14 protein-coding genes are annotated in these 13,151 nt (G+C 67.2%); 4 read left to right on the forward strand and 10 right to left on the reverse strand.

Annotation, left to right across the window (positions count from 1 at the left end):
* Positions 1 to 9: 9 nt before the first annotated feature.
* Positions 10 to 810 carry an SDR family NAD(P)-dependent oxidoreductase gene (locus CVV76_RS13825; protein ID WP_102225259.1) on the reverse strand — a complete coding sequence of 267 codons (801 nt, stop codon included), beginning with the start codon at positions 808 to 810 and terminating at the stop codon, positions 10 to 12.
* Positions 811 to 950: 140 nt separating this feature from the next.
* Between CVV76_RS13825 and CVV76_RS13830 the strand changes: the two genes are divergently transcribed.
* The 3 genes from CVV76_RS13830 to CVV76_RS13840 are packed head-to-tail and all read left to right on the forward strand — an operon-like array spanning position 951 to position 3,918.
* Entirely contained in the window at positions 951 to 1,778 is an 828-nt protein-coding gene (locus tag CVV76_RS13830) for a DeoR/GlpR family DNA-binding transcription regulator (protein WP_102225260.1), read from the forward strand.
* 17 nt (positions 1,779 to 1,795) lie between these two features.
* Entirely contained in the window at positions 1,796 to 3,280 is a 1,485-nt protein-coding gene (locus CVV76_RS13835; protein ID WP_102225261.1) for an FGGY-family carbohydrate kinase, read from the forward strand.
* On the forward strand, positions 3,277 to 3,918 hold the full coding sequence (locus tag CVV76_RS13840) for an HAD family hydrolase (RefSeq protein WP_102225262.1): 642 nt from the start codon (positions 3,277 to 3,279) through the stop codon (positions 3,916 to 3,918). The genes CVV76_RS13835 and CVV76_RS13840 overlap by 4 nt, the downstream gene beginning before the upstream one ends.
* Before the next feature lie 342 nt (positions 3,919 to 4,260).
* On the opposite strand, the gene CVV76_RS24970 is transcribed toward CVV76_RS13840, so the two are convergent.
* From CVV76_RS24970 to dctP, 4 genes are all read right to left on the reverse strand, one after another.
* The gene (locus tag CVV76_RS24970) at positions 4,261 to 4,419 is read right to left on the reverse strand and encodes a hypothetical protein (RefSeq protein ID WP_158243155.1); all 159 of its coding nucleotides are present in this window, start codon (positions 4,417 to 4,419) and stop codon (positions 4,261 to 4,263) included.
* A gap of 10 nt (positions 4,420 to 4,429) precedes the next feature.
* Complete coding sequence (locus CVV76_RS13845) at positions 4,430 to 5,746, reverse strand: TRAP transporter large permease (RefSeq protein ID WP_102225263.1); 1,317 nt, start codon at positions 5,744 to 5,746, stop codon at positions 4,430 to 4,432.
* Positions 5,736 to 6,257 (reverse strand): TRAP transporter small permease subunit, encoded by a 522-nt coding sequence (locus CVV76_RS13850; protein WP_102225264.1) that lies wholly within the window; start codon positions 6,255 to 6,257, stop codon positions 5,736 to 5,738. The genes CVV76_RS13845 and CVV76_RS13850 overlap by 11 nt, the downstream gene beginning before the upstream one ends.
* 104 nt (positions 6,258 to 6,361) lie before the next feature.
* The gene (dctP, locus tag CVV76_RS13855; RefSeq protein WP_102225265.1) at positions 6,362 to 7,396 is read right to left on the reverse strand and encodes a TRAP transporter substrate-binding protein DctP; all 1,035 of its coding nucleotides are present in this window, start codon (positions 7,394 to 7,396) and stop codon (positions 6,362 to 6,364) included.
* A 160-nt stretch (positions 7,397 to 7,556) separates the two neighbouring features.
* On the opposite strand from dctP, the gene CVV76_RS13860 reads away from it, so the two are divergent.
* On the forward strand, positions 7,557 to 8,228 hold the full coding sequence (locus CVV76_RS13860) for a GntR family transcriptional regulator (RefSeq protein ID WP_233192913.1): 672 nt from the start codon (positions 7,557 to 7,559) through the stop codon (positions 8,226 to 8,228).
* 145 nt (positions 8,229 to 8,373) lie between these two features.
* Here the strand turns inward: CVV76_RS13860 and CVV76_RS13865 are convergent, their stop codons facing one another.
* Genes CVV76_RS13865 through CVV76_RS13885 form a run of 5 tightly spaced genes read right to left on the reverse strand, consistent with a single transcriptional unit; the run spans position 8,374 to position 12,973 of the window.
* A complete protein-coding gene (locus tag CVV76_RS13865; protein WP_102225267.1) occupies positions 8,374 to 9,042 on the reverse strand; it encodes an RraA family protein in 669 nt (222 codons plus the stop codon).
* 18 nt (positions 9,043 to 9,060) lie between these two features.
* Entirely contained in the window at positions 9,061 to 9,852 is a 792-nt protein-coding gene (locus tag CVV76_RS13870) for an ABC transporter permease (RefSeq protein WP_102225268.1), read from the reverse strand.
* 9 nt (positions 9,853 to 9,861) lie between these two features.
* Positions 9,862 to 10,761 carry an ABC transporter permease gene (locus CVV76_RS13875; RefSeq protein WP_102225269.1) on the reverse strand — a complete coding sequence of 300 codons (900 nt, stop codon included), beginning with the start codon at positions 10,759 to 10,761 and terminating at the stop codon, positions 9,862 to 9,864.
* Positions 10,758 to 11,888 carry an ABC transporter ATP-binding protein gene (locus CVV76_RS13880; RefSeq protein ID WP_199178605.1) on the reverse strand — a complete coding sequence of 377 codons (1,131 nt, stop codon included), beginning with the start codon at positions 11,886 to 11,888 and terminating at the stop codon, positions 10,758 to 10,760. The genes CVV76_RS13875 and CVV76_RS13880 overlap by 4 nt, the downstream gene beginning before the upstream one ends.
* The gene (locus CVV76_RS13885; RefSeq protein WP_102225270.1) at positions 11,888 to 12,973 is read right to left on the reverse strand and encodes an ABC transporter substrate-binding protein; all 1,086 of its coding nucleotides are present in this window, start codon (positions 12,971 to 12,973) and stop codon (positions 11,888 to 11,890) included. The genes CVV76_RS13880 and CVV76_RS13885 overlap by 1 nt, the downstream gene beginning before the upstream one ends.
* Positions 12,974 to 13,151: the final 178 nt, after the last annotated feature.

Consider the following 13,151-nt stretch of genomic DNA (forward strand, 5'->3'; position numbering starts at 1 on the left):
GGCCCGGTGTCAGGTCATGTAGACGCCGCCGGTCACGTTGATCGCCTGCCCGGTCATGAAGCGCGCGGCGTCCGAGCACAGGAAGATGACCACGCCGGCCACGTCCTCGGGCGTCTCGATCCGGCCCAGCGGGGTCTGCGAGATGTAATCCTGCGTCACCGCGTCGGGGGTCATGCCGCGTAGCTCGGCCTCCCACGCGATCTCGCGCTCCTGCATCGAGGTGCGCACGAAGCCGGGGCAGACCGCGTTGACGCGGATGCCTGCGGGCGCCAGTTCCCGCGCAAGGCCCTGGGTCCAGCCCACGACGGCGAACTTGCTGGCGGAATAATGCGCCAGCAGCGGCGCCCCCACCTTGGCCGCCAGCGAGGCGGTGTTGACGATGGTGCCCGCACCGCGCGCAAGAAAGTGCCGCGACGCGATCTGGTTGGTCAGGAACACGCCGCGCGCGTTGACGTCCATGTTGAACGCCCAGTCGTCATCGGTCAGATCGACGGCGCGCCGCATGCTCGACACCCCGGCGTTCGCGATGCAGATGTCGACCCCGTCGCCCCGCGCCGCGGCTTCGGCAAAGGCCGCCTCGACCGAGGCGCGGTCGCGCACGTCTACCTGCACCGCGTGATGCCCCTGCCCCAGCTTTTCTGCCGCCGTCCGGGCCGCAGACAGATCCAGATCGGCAACCGTCACCGTCACGCCCTGCGCTGCCAGCGCCCGCGCGATCGCCCAGCCGATTCCACCGGCTGCGCCGGTCACGAAGGCGGACTTGCCCTGAAGGCCCGGATGCTGCTGAAGCGCAAGGTCGTGTTCATTCATGTGCAATTACTCCCAGATTGATCAAAATCAAACACGGTTTTGGAAAACGCACAAGAGTTATGTTTTGAAATGTTCAGTTGAAACCGAGGTGATGTTCTGGTTTGATCGAAGCAGTATTCCGTAGCAAGGGCCGGTTCAAGATGACTGAGACGACGACCGAGGCGCCGCAGGCGCGGCGTGGGCGGACACCCGCGCAGGCCCGGCTGACCGCCATCCTTGCCCGGCTCAACCAGGGCGGGTCCGTCTCGGTCGCGGAGATCGCGGAGGAATTCGGGGTCTCCGACATGACCGTGCGGCGCGATCTGGCCGAGCTGGAGGCGCAGGGCCTGCTGGAGCGCGTGCATGGCGGCGCCGTCAGCCTGCAACACGGGCCGCTGACCGTGATCGACGATGTCGAGCCGCTGTTCGAGGCCCGGCGCCGCCTGAACAGCGACGCCAAGGCGCGCATCGCGCAGGCCGCCGCCGGATTGGTGGCAGAATGCCAGACCGTCGCCTTCGATCTGGGCACCACCGTGCTGGCCGCCGCGCGGGCGCTCCTCTCCGCCGAGCCGCCGGCGGGCATGCGGATCTTTACCAACAGCCTGCGGGTGGCCCAGCTGACCGCCGCCGCCACGGTGCAGACCTACGTGCCCGGCGGCCTGATCCAACCCGGCGAGATGTCGGTGACCGGGCCGGGCGCGATCGAGGATTTCTCGCGCTACTATTTCGACGCCTCGGTGATCGGCGCCTCGGGGCTGACGGCGGATGGCCTTTTCGACTATTCCCCCGAGGAAGCCGCGATGAAGACGGTCTACATCCAGCGCGCCGCGCGCCGGATCCTGCTGCTCGACAGTTCCAAGTTCCGCCGCATGTCGACCGTCCGGGTCGCCGACCTCAAGCGCATCTCGGTGCTGGTGACCGATGCCACCCCGCCGCCTGAACTGACTCAGGCCCTCGATGACGCGGGCGTCTCGATCCTCGTCGCCTGACATTTACAGGATATTCCATGGCTCTCTATCTGGGTCTCGACATCGGGACCACTTCGACGATCGGCCTTCTGATCGAACTGCCCGACCGGATCCTCGCCAAGGCGCAGCGCCCGGTGACCCTGCATTCCGCGCACCCCGGCTGGGCCGAGGAAGACCCCGATCAATGGTGGGCCAATTGCTGCGCGATCATCCCCGAACTCTTGGCGAGCGCGGGGCGCGAAGCGTCGGAGATCGCGGGCATCGCCGTGGCCGGCATGCTGCCCGCGACGATCCTGCTGGATGAAGACGGCAAGCCGTTGCGCCGCTCGATCCAGCAAAGCGACGGGCGCGCCGGGGCCGAGGTCACGCAGATGCGGGCCGAGCTGGACGAAGACGCGTTCCTGGCCAGCGCCGGCAACGGCGTGAACCAGCAACTGGTCGGCGCCAAGATGCGCTGGCTTGCCCGGCATGAGCCCGAGGTGGTGGCAAGGGCCCGCACCCTGCTGGGGTCCTATGACTACATCAACTACCGGCTGACCGGCGTTGCCCGGGTGGAACAGAACTGGGCGCTGGAGGCGGGCATCGTCAACGTCGCCAGCAACCGGATCGACCCGGATCAGGCCGCCCGCACCGGCATCGACCCGGCGCTTCTGCCGCCGCTTGCCCCCTCGTCCGAGGTGATGGGCCACGTCACCGACGCTGCCGCCGCCGAGACCGGCCTTGCGGTGGGCACGCCGGTGTTCGGCGGGGCCGCGGACATGATCGCCTCTTGCCTTGGGGCGGGGGTCGTGGCGAACGGCGACGTGCTGCTGAAATTCGGCGGCGCCGTCGATATCCTGACCGCCACGGACAAGGCGATCCCGGACGGGCGGCTGTTTCTCGACTATCACCTGATCCCGGGGATGTGGATGCCGAACGGCTGCATGTCGACCGGGGGCTCGGTGCTCAACTGGTTCGTCGACACCCTCGCCACCGGGGTCGAGCCCCTGAACGGATCGCGCCACGCGGCGCTGGATGCGATGGCCGCGGCGCGGCCCGCGGGCGCGATGGGCCTGACCTTCCTGCCCTACCTTCTGGGCGAGAAGACGCCGCTGCACGATCCGGCGGCGCGCGGCGCCTTCGAGGGGCTGACGCTGTCGCACGACCTGGGGCACATCTGGCGCGCCGTGCTCGAGGCCTATGCCTACGCGATCCGCCATCACATCGAGACGTTCAACGACATCGGCTATCAGACCACACGGTTCTTCGTCTCGGACGGCGGAGCGAACAGCGATGTCTGGATGGGCATCGTGGCCGACGTCCTGGGCGTCCCCCTGCAACGGCTGGGCGGGCACCCCGGATCATGCCTCGGCGCGGCCTGGGTGGCCGCCGTGGGCTGCGGCGCCGCCACCTGGGAGGGCATCAGCGCCCTGACGCGCCGCGACCCCCCGATCGCGCCGACCGCCGCCAACCGTCAGGTCTACGACACGGGCTATGCCCGGTTCCGCGACCTCTACACCCGGCTCGAGGGGATCCACGCATGACGTTGCGCGCGGTCGCGTGGGACATCGACGGCACGCTGGTCGACAGCGAGCCCCTGCACCATCGCGCGCTGGTGGCCGTCTGCGCCCGCTACGGCCTGACGATCGACCCCGAGGATCAAAGCTTTGTCGGCGTTCACATCGGCGATGTCTGGGCGCGCCTGCGCCACCGCCTTCCCGCCTCCGTCGAACAGGCCCGCTGGCTGGAAGAGCTGCACGCCTATTACGCGGCACAGAGCGACACCCTGCAGCCCATGCCCGGCGCCATCGAGACGATGCACGCGCTGGCGCAGGCGGGCGTGTCGCAGATCTGCGTGTCGAATTCCGTCCGCGCCGTGGTCGACATCAACCTCAGGAGCCTGGGTGTGACGGGGCTTCTGTCCGGATCGCTCAGCCTCGACGACGTGGCCGCGGGCAAGCCCGACCCCCTGCCCTACCGCATGGCCGCCGACCGCCTGGCCCTTCCGCCGGAGGCGGTGCTTGCGGTGGAAGACAGCCTGACCGGCCTGCGCTCCGCCCGCGCCGCCGGGCTCCGCGTCGCGCTGGTGGGCCCCGAGGCCGCGCAGACGAATGACGCGGATTATGCGCTGCGCGCCCTGACCGAGATCCCCGCCCTGCTCGGCGTGCCGACCCCCGCCTGAGGACTCCCCCGGCCTCCGCCCCCCGCGCAAGGAACGCCGGCCGTAGAGTGCCGGCATTTCCAGCAGGTTGACGAAGCCGGCATAGTGCAGCTCGGTTCAAGGCGCATTCTCGAGCAGGCGCGCCAAGGTCGGGTAGTGTGCTTCGCCGCCCATGTCCTTCAACCGCGCAACCCTAGCCTGGAACGGGCCACGCGACAGCCGCTCGGCATGCTCAAGGCTTCCCCGGCTGGAGGAAACCGGAAAGCGCGAAACTCGGCCCCGCCATGTCCCGGCGGCATCTTTCGCGACCGTTGGCCGAACCGGCGGGCAGCCCCCGGATCGGCGGGGCCCGCCCGTCGCATCCTATCCTCTGAACGCGAAGCTCATCCAGATCAGCGCGAGCGTCAGCAGCACACCGGCCACCTCGGGCCAGTTGCCGAACTTCGGCTCCCACCGCGCGTCCGCATCATAGGCGTCGGGGGTGAGCTCTTCCTCGTGCCGGGTCAGGTCGTCCTGGGTCATGGCGGGTTCCCTAGTTGGTCAGCTGCGGTAGCCACAGGGCGATCTCGGGGAAGAACAGCACCAGCAGCAGCCCGATGATCTGCAACCCGATGAAGGGCAGCACGGCGACGAAGATTTCCTGAAGCTCGATGTCCTTGGGCGCAACCGACTTCAGGAAGAAGCAGGCCGGACCGAAGGGCGGCGAAAGGTAGTAGATCTGCAGGTTCATGGCGAAAAGCACGCCGAACCAGACCGGATCGAACCCGAGGTTGATGACCACCGGCACGAAGATCGGAACGGTGATGAAGAGGATCGCGATCCATTCGAGGAAGGTGCCCAGCACCATCACGATCAGCATCATCACGACGATCACCGCCAGCGGCGGAATGTTCAGCGACGACAGCAGCCCGTGCAGGAAATCATCGCCGCCGATGCGGTTGTAGATCCCCACCAGCGAGACCGCGCCGATCACCAGCCAGATGATCGAGCCCACGGTGATGACCGTCTGGCGCATGGCGTCGCGCGCCATGGTCCAGCTCAGCTCCCGCCGCAGGGCCGCGATTACCATGGAGCCGACGGCGCCCACCGCCGCGGCCTCGGTGATCGTGGCGATGCCGGTGTAGATGATGCCCAGCACGACGACGATCAGCAGCCCGGGCAGAACCACGCCCTTGAGGTAGCGCAGGCGCCGGAAGAACGGCAGGCCCGTCTCGGGCACGTCGTAGATCGGCGCGAGGCCGGGGTTCAGCCGCACCCGGATCAGGATGTAGGCGACATAGAGCGATGCCAGCAGAACACCCGGCAGGATCGAGGCCGTGAACAGCTTGGTGATGGAGATCTGCGCGGCCAGTCCGAAGATGATAAGGATGATCGACGGCGGGATCAGCGTGGCCAGCGCGCCCGCGGCACAGATGATGCCGATCGCCAGCTTGCGGTCGTAGCCCAGCCGCAGCATCTGCGGCAGGGCCACGAGGCCGAGGATCACGATCTCGCCCCCCATCACCCCCGACATCGCCGCCAGAAGCACCGCCACGACCGAGGTCTGCACCCCGATGGAGCCATGGAACCGCCCGCCGGCGATCGCCATGGCATCGAAAAGCTCCCGTGCCATGCCGGATCGTTCAAGCACGTTCGCCATGAACACGAAGAAGGGCACCGCGACGAGGTCGTACTTGGAAAACACCTCCGTCACGTTGGCCGAGACGAGGAAGAAGCCCGCGGTGGTGCCGAAATAGAGGATCGCCGTGCCCAGCGAGACGGCAAGCGTGGTGATGCCCAGCGGCACCCCCAGCGCCATCAGCCCCAGAAGCGCCAGGACGATCAGGATCGTGATGAGTTCAATGCCCATGGCGCGGCTCCATCGCGGGCTCGTCGAACCAGCGGATCAGGTTGGCGATCAGTTGACCGAGGTAGAGGAAGCCGCTGACGAGGATCAGCACGTGGAAATAGGCGGGCTGGATCGAGTTCATGGCCGTGCCTGACCGTTCGGGCGAGGCGAACTGGCGCATCGCCGGATCCCAGACCGCCCAGCACAGGGTGGCGATGGTGACGATGGCGATAACAAGCTGCAGCAGCCGGAACCAGCGCCAGACCCGGGGGCCGACCAGCAGCTCCAGCATGGTGATGGCGATGTGGCGGTCGCGCTGGGTGACGTAGCCCACAGCCAGCGCCCAGGCCGAGGCGCAGAGCGTCATCACCACTTCCATCGACCAGTCGCTGGGATCGTTCAGGACATAGCGACGGAACACCTCGATCGCCGAAAGCGCGATGCAGGTGAAATAGAACACGCCGCTGGCCTGGCCGATGAACACGCTTATTCGGTCCATCGCCGCGACGAGGCGCGACAGAAGAGCCTTCATGAGGGCCTCCGCATGGGCTGGGAACGGGTGCTGCATGCAGCGGTCACCCGGGGATCAAGTGGCACGCGGCGCCCCCGTTTCGCGCAGGGGACGCCGCGCCAGGCTCACTTCGGCGCGATGCCGAGCGTCTTCATGTAGGCGAGGTCGGCGTCGAGGACCTTCTGCGCCAGCGCGCTCTTCTTGGCGAAGACCTCCCACTGCCCGCGGGCGACCTTGCGCAGCTCGGCCCGGCTTTCGTCGGACCAGTCGATCAGATGCACCTTGCCGTCGGCCGCGTCCTTCTTGGCGCGGTCGGCGCTTTGCTTGGCCACGTCCTTGGACAGCGCCGCCATCGCGTCGTACCACCAGCTGCGGATCGTCTTCTGGTCGGCGGCCGAGATCTTCTTCCACTTCGCATCCGAGATCGTCAGCTGCATCGAAGGCATCGACGAGATCCCGGGATAGAGCGAATAGGGCGCGACCGCGTGAATGCCGATCTCGGCGTTGTTGATGTAGACCGAGGCGTCGGCCGCATCGACCGTGCCCTTCTGGAGCGCCGAGAACACCTCGGAGAACGGGATCGAGACCGGCACCGCGCCGGCGGCGGCGAAGATCGCGGATTCAAGGCCCTGCGGCGCGCGGATCTTCTTGCCCTTCATCGCGGCGAAATCAGGGATCGCAACACGGGCCGGCAGGGCCTCCTTGCCGTAGGGGCCACAGGCCACGGCCTTCACCTTGCCCGCCCCCTCGACCTTGTCGATCGCCTCCTGCAACAGCTTGGTGCCCTGATCGTCCTTGCAGAAATCCTGCATCTGCTCGGGCGTGTCATAGCCCGAGATCAGATCGCCCAGCAGCGCGAAGGCGGGTTCCTTGCCCGCGAAATAGCTGGTCGAGGTGAAGTCGCCGTCGATCACGCCCATCGCGGTGGCATCCAGCGTCTGGTTGCCCGGAACGACCGACCCGTTCGGCAGCAGCTTCATCTTCACCCGCCCGTCGGTTTCCTTGGCCAGCTTCGGCAGCCAGGTGTCGGTGAAGAACTTCATCGTGAAGTCGTTCGCATTGAACGACGACTGGATCGTCACGGTCATCGCCTGAGCGGCGCCCGCGCTGAGCGCGGCGGCGGCGCAGCCGGCAAGGATGGTGCGAGTTATGCTTTTCATGTTGCCTCCCTGGGTTCTGACGCCACCTCCATGGCGCGCGCCTTGACGACTAATATATTAGTGTATCTCGCGCAAGCTTGCTTTAGGCTGTGTTGAACGACCTCAAACCCGGGATCCGAATTGAATGACCGAGGCACTAAGAAATTCAGGCGTCTTTCCAATGCCTTCGAACAAGTCGCGCCGGATTCCAGTGTCCGAGCAGATCTACCAGTCGTTACGGGCCCGGATCGTTCGCCTCGTGCTGCAACCGGGCGAAAGCCTCAATCGGCAACAGATCGCCGAAGGGTATCGCGTCAGCCAGTCACCGGTGCGCGACGCGTTCCTTAGGCTCGAACAGGAAGGGCTGATCGAGATTTTTCCCCAGTCGCGCACGATCGTCACGCCGATCGACATCCACCATGCGCGCGAGACCCAGTTCCTGCGCCTCGGGCTGGAACTCGAGATCTGCCGCACGCTGGCTGCGAAACGGGATCCGTCGCTTCTGGCCCAGAGCGAACAGATCCTGCTGCGGCAACGGCAGGCGCTGGACATCAACGACCTTGAGCGTTTCGCATCGCTCGACTTCGAGTTCCATCTCTCGCTGTGCGATGCGGTCGGCCATGCCGCATTATGGCACCTGATCTCGGACCGCTCGGGCCATATCGACCGCCTGCGCCAGCTCAACCTGCCCGACCCGGGCAAACCTGCGACCATCCTGAACTGCCACAGCCAGATCCTCGACGGCATCCGCGCCGGGAACCTTGGCGCGACCGAGGCGGCGGTGCGCGAACACCTGTCGGGCACGCTTCAGGCGGTGCGGCAGATCATGGCGCTGCACCCCGGGTATTTTTGACGGAGACGTCGGGCAATCCTTGCCGCTGGCCGGAGATGCGGGGCCACCCTGCCCCACGACCGCACGGCCGCCCCTCTGTCCGCCGTCAGGTCCGGGGCGCCTGCCGCACCGGCAGACGTCCGAAAACCGGTCGTGAACTCCGGGCCTAGGCCAGCTTGGCCAGGACCTTGGCGGTGGCGCCGCTCGCGTCACCAAGCCTGATCTTGCGGTCGCGCACCTCGGCCTCGCGCGCCTTGCCCCGCTCCTGCCGGGCGATCGCCTCCTTCGCCTCGGTCGCGACCTCGCCGCGCGGCAGGACCAGCACACCGCTTTCATCCGCCAGCACCGCGTCGCCCGGCATCACCACCGTGTTGCCGCACGAGACGGGCACGTTGATCGCGCCGCCCAGATCGTAAAGCCGCGTGGTGATGGCCGAGAGGCCGCGGCACCACATCGGGAAGTCGGAGGCGACGATCTCCTCGGCGTCGGTGCAGGGGCCGTCGACCGCAGCCCCGACCGCGCCTGCGGCCTTGGCGGCGACGGTGACACCCCCGCCCCAGCAGGCGTAGCGGTCGTCGTGCAGACGGTCGACGATGACGAAATCGCCGGGCCGCAGCAGGCCCAGAAGGTGATGCAGCAGGGTCGAATCCGGCCCCGGGATGGCGATGGTCACCGCGGTGCCCACCACCCGGCGGCCCGGCAGGATCGGCTGGATCTCGCGCGAGAGAAAGCCGCGCAGGCGCCAGTGGCCCAGCGTCGCCGTCTCGCACTGCCGCAGCAGGTCGAGGTCGGCATCGGGGATCTGGGCGGGCATGTCGTTGATCTGGTAGCTCATGGTATCCTCTGGGAAAGATCAGCGCCCGAAGGCGCGGGCGAAGCCTACGGAACGCTCGACGATCAGCACGATGCCCAGCGAGACCGCGATCAGCAGCACGGCCAGCACGGCGACCATCGGGTCGGTGCGTTCGTCGACGTAGCGATAGATGGCGACCGGCAGCGTGGTCAGCCGGGGCCCCACGATGAAGAGCGACAGCACCACCTCGTCGAAGGACAGGATGGCCGAGATCGCCCCCGCCGCCACCAGCCCCGGCACCAGCCGCGGCAGGGTGATGTAGCGGAAGGTCTGCAAGGGGCGTGCGCCCAGCGTCATCGCCGCCTGCTCGACCTCGGTCCCGAGGTTGCCCAGCGTCGTCTGCAGGATGCGCACGGTGAAGGGCAGCGTCATCACCAGATGCGCCAGCACGAGGCCCGGGTAGGTGGCCGTCAGGTGCAACTGGGTGAAGATCATCAGGATGCCGAGACCCAGCACGATGGTCGGCAGGATCAAAGGCGCCAGCACGAAGCTGCGCAGGAAATCGCGGCCCGCAAAGTTCAGCCGGGTCAGCGCATAGGCCGCCGGAAGCCCGAAGGCGAGGCTCAGCACCATGACGATGGCGGCGATGATCGCGCTGTTGCGGATGCCCGCCATGAAGTTCGCGTTGCCCAGCACCTCGTGATAGTAGCGCAGGCCCCAGCCGTGCGGCGGGAAGTTGAGGTAATCGTCGGTGCTGAACGAGATCAGCAGGACGAGGATCAGCGGCAGGAAGATGAAGGCGAAGACCGCGATCACGTAGAGCCGCCCGAGTTTCGGAAGTAACGACTGCATGTCCGCCCCCTAGCCCAGCCGCTTCACCAGCCGCCCGGCGACCAGAAGCGCGATGAAGAAGATCACCAGCATGACGAAGCTCAGCGCCGCCGCCGTGGGCCAGTCGAGCGAGACCAGCGCCATGTTGTAGACTTCGGTCGCCAGCACGAAGACCCGGCCACCGCCCAGAAGCTCCGGCGTGATGAAGGACGAGACCGACAGCACGAAGCCGATGGTCAGCCCGGCCACGATGGCGGGGGCCGAGAGCGGCAGCGTCACCTTGAGGAACACCGTGGCGGGCGGGGCGCCCAGGCTCATCGCCGCCTCGTCCAGTCGCCGGTCCAGCCGGTCGAGCCCGGCCATCACGGTGAGGAAGATGTAGGGCATGATGCTTTCGGTCAGGCCGATGACCACGCCGGTGTAATTGTTCACCATGCGGATCGGGTCGTGGATCAGGCCCAGCGATTGCAGGAAGGAATTGACGAAGCCGTTGTCGCCCAGCGTCACCATCCAGCCATAGGCGCGCACCACCACCGACACCAGCAGCGGCGAGGTGGCCAGCACCGCCAGCACCGTGCGCCAGCGCGATTCCATCCGAAGAAGCGTCAGCGCCACCGGATAGGCCATTGCGGTCGCCAGCACCGTCGCGGTCATCGACAGCTCCAGCGAGCGCAGCAGCAGGTCGAGGTAGTAGGGATCGGAGAAGACGTCGCGATAGGTGTCGAGGCTGACGGCGGGGATGATCGCGCCGTTGTCCGACTGGTTCAGCGCCATGCGGAACAGCCAGACCAGCGGCCCGATGAAGGAAAAGCACAGCACCAGCAGCACCGGCGCCATCAGGATCCAGGGCGTCAGCGGCCCGCCGGTGCCGGGTTCGCGGAAGGCTGCGGCGGCCCGGCGTTTCGCGGGGGCGGCGGGAACGGCGGTCATGCGGGGAACACCCGGATCGCCTCGGGCCGCCAGGTCAGACCCACGGCCCGGCCCGGACGCGCGCTGTCGTCGCCCGGTCCGCCGGGGCGCAGCTCGGCAAAGATCATCTGGCCCCCCTCCAGCTCCACCTCGATCTCCAGCGCATTGCCCATGAAAGCGCGGCGGTGAACCACGCCCTGAAGGATCCCCTCGTCGGGGGTGCAAAGCTCCACCGCGTGGGGCCGCAGGACGGCGGTGACGTCGGGCCCGGGGGGCAGGTCTGCCGCATGCGGGAGGGCGCGGCCATTCAGCTCCAGCCGCGCCGCGGCGCCGCTGCCGGTTACCCGGCAGTCGAAGCCGTTGGCCCGCCCGATGAAATGCGACACGAAGCGCGAGCCGGGCCGGTCGTAGATCTCTTCCGGCGTGCCCACCTGCTCCAGCTTGCCGCCGTTCATCACCGCGATCCGGTCGCAGAGCGTCAGCGCCTCCTGCTGGTCGTGGGTGACGAACAGCGTGGTGATGCCGGTGCGCATCTGGATATCGCGCAGCTCGAACCGCATCTCGTCGCGCAGCCGCGCGTCGAGGTTCGAAAGCGGCTCGTCCAGCAACAGGATATCGGGGCGGATGACGATGGCGCGGGCGATCGCCACCCGCTGCTGTTGGCCGCCCGACAGCTGCGCGGGCTTGCGGTCCCCCAAACCATCCAGACGGACGGTGCGCAGCGCCTCCTGCACCCGGTCGGCCACCTCCGTGCGACCAAGCTTTCGCAGCCGCAGCCCGAAGGCCACGTTCTGCGCCACGCTCATGTGCGGAAACAGCGCGTAGGACTGGAACACGAGGCCCAGGTTGCGTTCCCACGGGGGCCGGGCGACGATATCGTCCCCGCCCACGAGGATCCGCCCCGAGGTCGGCGCGATCAGCCCGGCCACCATGCGCAGCGTCGTGGTCTTGCCGCAGCCGGAGGGGCCGAGCAGGCCAAGGAACTCGCCCCGCCGGATCCCCAGGTTCAGGCCGTCCACGGCGGGCTTGTCCCCGCCGTAGTCGAAGGTCAGGTTCTCAACCGTGACATGTGCCGTATCGGGCGCCGAAGCGGAAGCCGGGCCAGTGCTGGCGCGCGCGCCATCCTGCATCGTCAGATCACCCCTCATCAGCGCCCGGGCACGATCTTGCGCTGCCAGTCCTTGGTCCACTTGCCCGCGACCGTGGCCTCCCACGCCCAGTCGAAGGGCAGCATCTGGTCAAGCTTGCTGGCCGCGGTCTTGGCCCCCGCCTCGGCCGAGATCTTCGCCTTGGGGTTCACCGGCGCGTAGTACATCGCCTCGGTGAAGGCCTTCTGCGCCTTGGCCGAAAGCGCGTAATCAATGAACGCCTTGGCCGCCGGCGTGTTGGGCGCGCCCTTCACCAGGTTGATCGTGTTGATCTGCAGGACGCTGCCCTCCTTCGGCAGCATGACGCCCAGCTTGTCGGGGTTCTTCTGGGCATAGAACTGCGCCCGCGCGTTCCAGCCGGTCGCCATGTCCAGATCGCCGTTCAGCACCATGGTGTAGCCGTCGGGCTTCGGGTCGAAGGTCTGGACCGAGGGCGACAGCGTGGCGAGCTTGTCGACCGCCTTGCTGACGGATTTTGTGTAATCCTCGCCCAGCGATTTCGCGACGATCGCCAGAAGTGCCGCGCCCTGGATGTTGGGCATCGAGCTTATCCCCAGGCGCCCCTTCAGCTTCTTGTCCCAGAGCGCGTCGATCGAGGTGGGCGGCGTCGGGAACGCCTTCTTGCTGTAGACGAAGACGAGGTTGTCGAAGGTCACGGCGGGGCCGTAGCCTTTCTTGATGATCGCCTGTTTCGACAGCTCGCCGATCACCGGATTCTCGGAAACCGGAAGCTTCGCCAGAAGCCCCTCCTTGTCGCCGATCAGGCTGGTCGAGGCGTCGAAGATCACCACGTCGACCTGCGGCGACCCCTTCTGCGCCCTGAGCGTGCCGAGCATCTGGGCCGAGTTGCCGGTGGTGTAGTATTTCACCGTGACGCCGGGGTGCGCCTTCTCGAAGGGTTTCACCACGGCCTCGGTGTACTTGTCCTGGAAGAGGCCCGAATACGCCATCAGCGTCACGGTGCCCTTCAGGTCGTCAGCCTGCGCCGGGGCGAAGCCGCCCAGCGTGCCCACGGCAAGGGTCAGCGCACCGCCGAGGATCGTGCGGCGGGTGGCGGAATTGCCGGATGTCCGGTGTTTGGTCATGTCGTCTTCCCTGTTGGTCGGGTCTGGCCGAGGCCTCGCTGTCGAGGCTTCTGCCGGCCTTGATGGCCCCAAGTGAGGAAGCCGGGGGTGCTTTCTGTCCAATAGAAAATTCTTCGTTTCCCCATAAAAGTTACGGCGTTGGCAAGCGGCGGAAGCTGGGGTACGGCTGGGTCGATTC

Origin of the sequence: Acidimangrovimonas sediminis (assembly GCF_002871005.1) — a bacterium.
In the GTDB taxonomy this organism is placed as follows: Bacteria; Pseudomonadota; Alphaproteobacteria; order Rhodobacterales; family Rhodobacteraceae; genus Acidimangrovimonas; species Acidimangrovimonas sediminis.

What these genes read in the sequence shown, in the direction of transcription:
- CVV76_RS13825 (WP_102225259.1), bottom strand. Translation starts at nt 810, where the DNA reads ATGAATGAACACGACCTTGCGCTTCAGCAGCATCCGGGCCTTCAGGGC.
- CVV76_RS13830 (WP_102225260.1), top strand. Translation starts at nt 951, where the DNA reads ATGACTGAGACGACGACCGAGGCGCCGCAGGCGCGGCGTGGGCGGACA.
- CVV76_RS13835 (WP_102225261.1), top strand. Translation starts at nt 1,796, where the DNA reads ATGGCTCTCTATCTGGGTCTCGACATCGGGACCACTTCGACGATCGGC.
- CVV76_RS13840 (WP_102225262.1), top strand. Translation starts at nt 3,277, where the DNA reads ATGACGTTGCGCGCGGTCGCGTGGGACATCGACGGCACGCTGGTCGAC.
- CVV76_RS24970 (WP_158243155.1), bottom strand. Translation starts at nt 4,419, where the DNA reads ATGACCCAGGACGACCTGACCCGGCACGAGGAAGAGCTCACCCCCGAC.
- CVV76_RS13845 (WP_102225263.1), bottom strand. Translation starts at nt 5,746, where the DNA reads ATGGGCATTGAACTCATCACGATCCTGATCGTCCTGGCGCTTCTGGGG.
- CVV76_RS13850 (WP_102225264.1), bottom strand. Translation starts at nt 6,257, where the DNA reads ATGAAGGCTCTTCTGTCGCGCCTCGTCGCGGCGATGGACCGAATAAGC.
- dctP (WP_102225265.1), bottom strand. Translation starts at nt 7,396, where the DNA reads ATGAAAAGCATAACTCGCACCATCCTTGCCGGCTGCGCCGCCGCCGCG.
- CVV76_RS13860 (WP_233192913.1), top strand. Translation starts at nt 7,557, where the DNA reads ATGCCTTCGAACAAGTCGCGCCGGATTCCAGTGTCCGAGCAGATCTAC.
- CVV76_RS13865 (WP_102225267.1), bottom strand. Translation starts at nt 9,042, where the DNA reads ATGAGCTACCAGATCAACGACATGCCCGCCCAGATCCCCGATGCCGAC.
- CVV76_RS13870 (WP_102225268.1), bottom strand. Translation starts at nt 9,852, where the DNA reads ATGCAGTCGTTACTTCCGAAACTCGGGCGGCTCTACGTGATCGCGGTC.
- CVV76_RS13875 (WP_102225269.1), bottom strand. Translation starts at nt 10,761, where the DNA reads ATGACCGCCGTTCCCGCCGCCCCCGCGAAACGCCGGGCCGCCGCAGCC.
- CVV76_RS13880 (WP_199178605.1), bottom strand. Translation starts at nt 11,888, where the DNA reads ATGAGGGGTGATCTGACGATGCAGGATGGCGCGCGCGCCAGCACTGGC.
- CVV76_RS13885 (WP_102225270.1), bottom strand. Translation starts at nt 12,973, where the DNA reads ATGACCAAACACCGGACATCCGGCAATTCCGCCACCCGCCGCACGATC.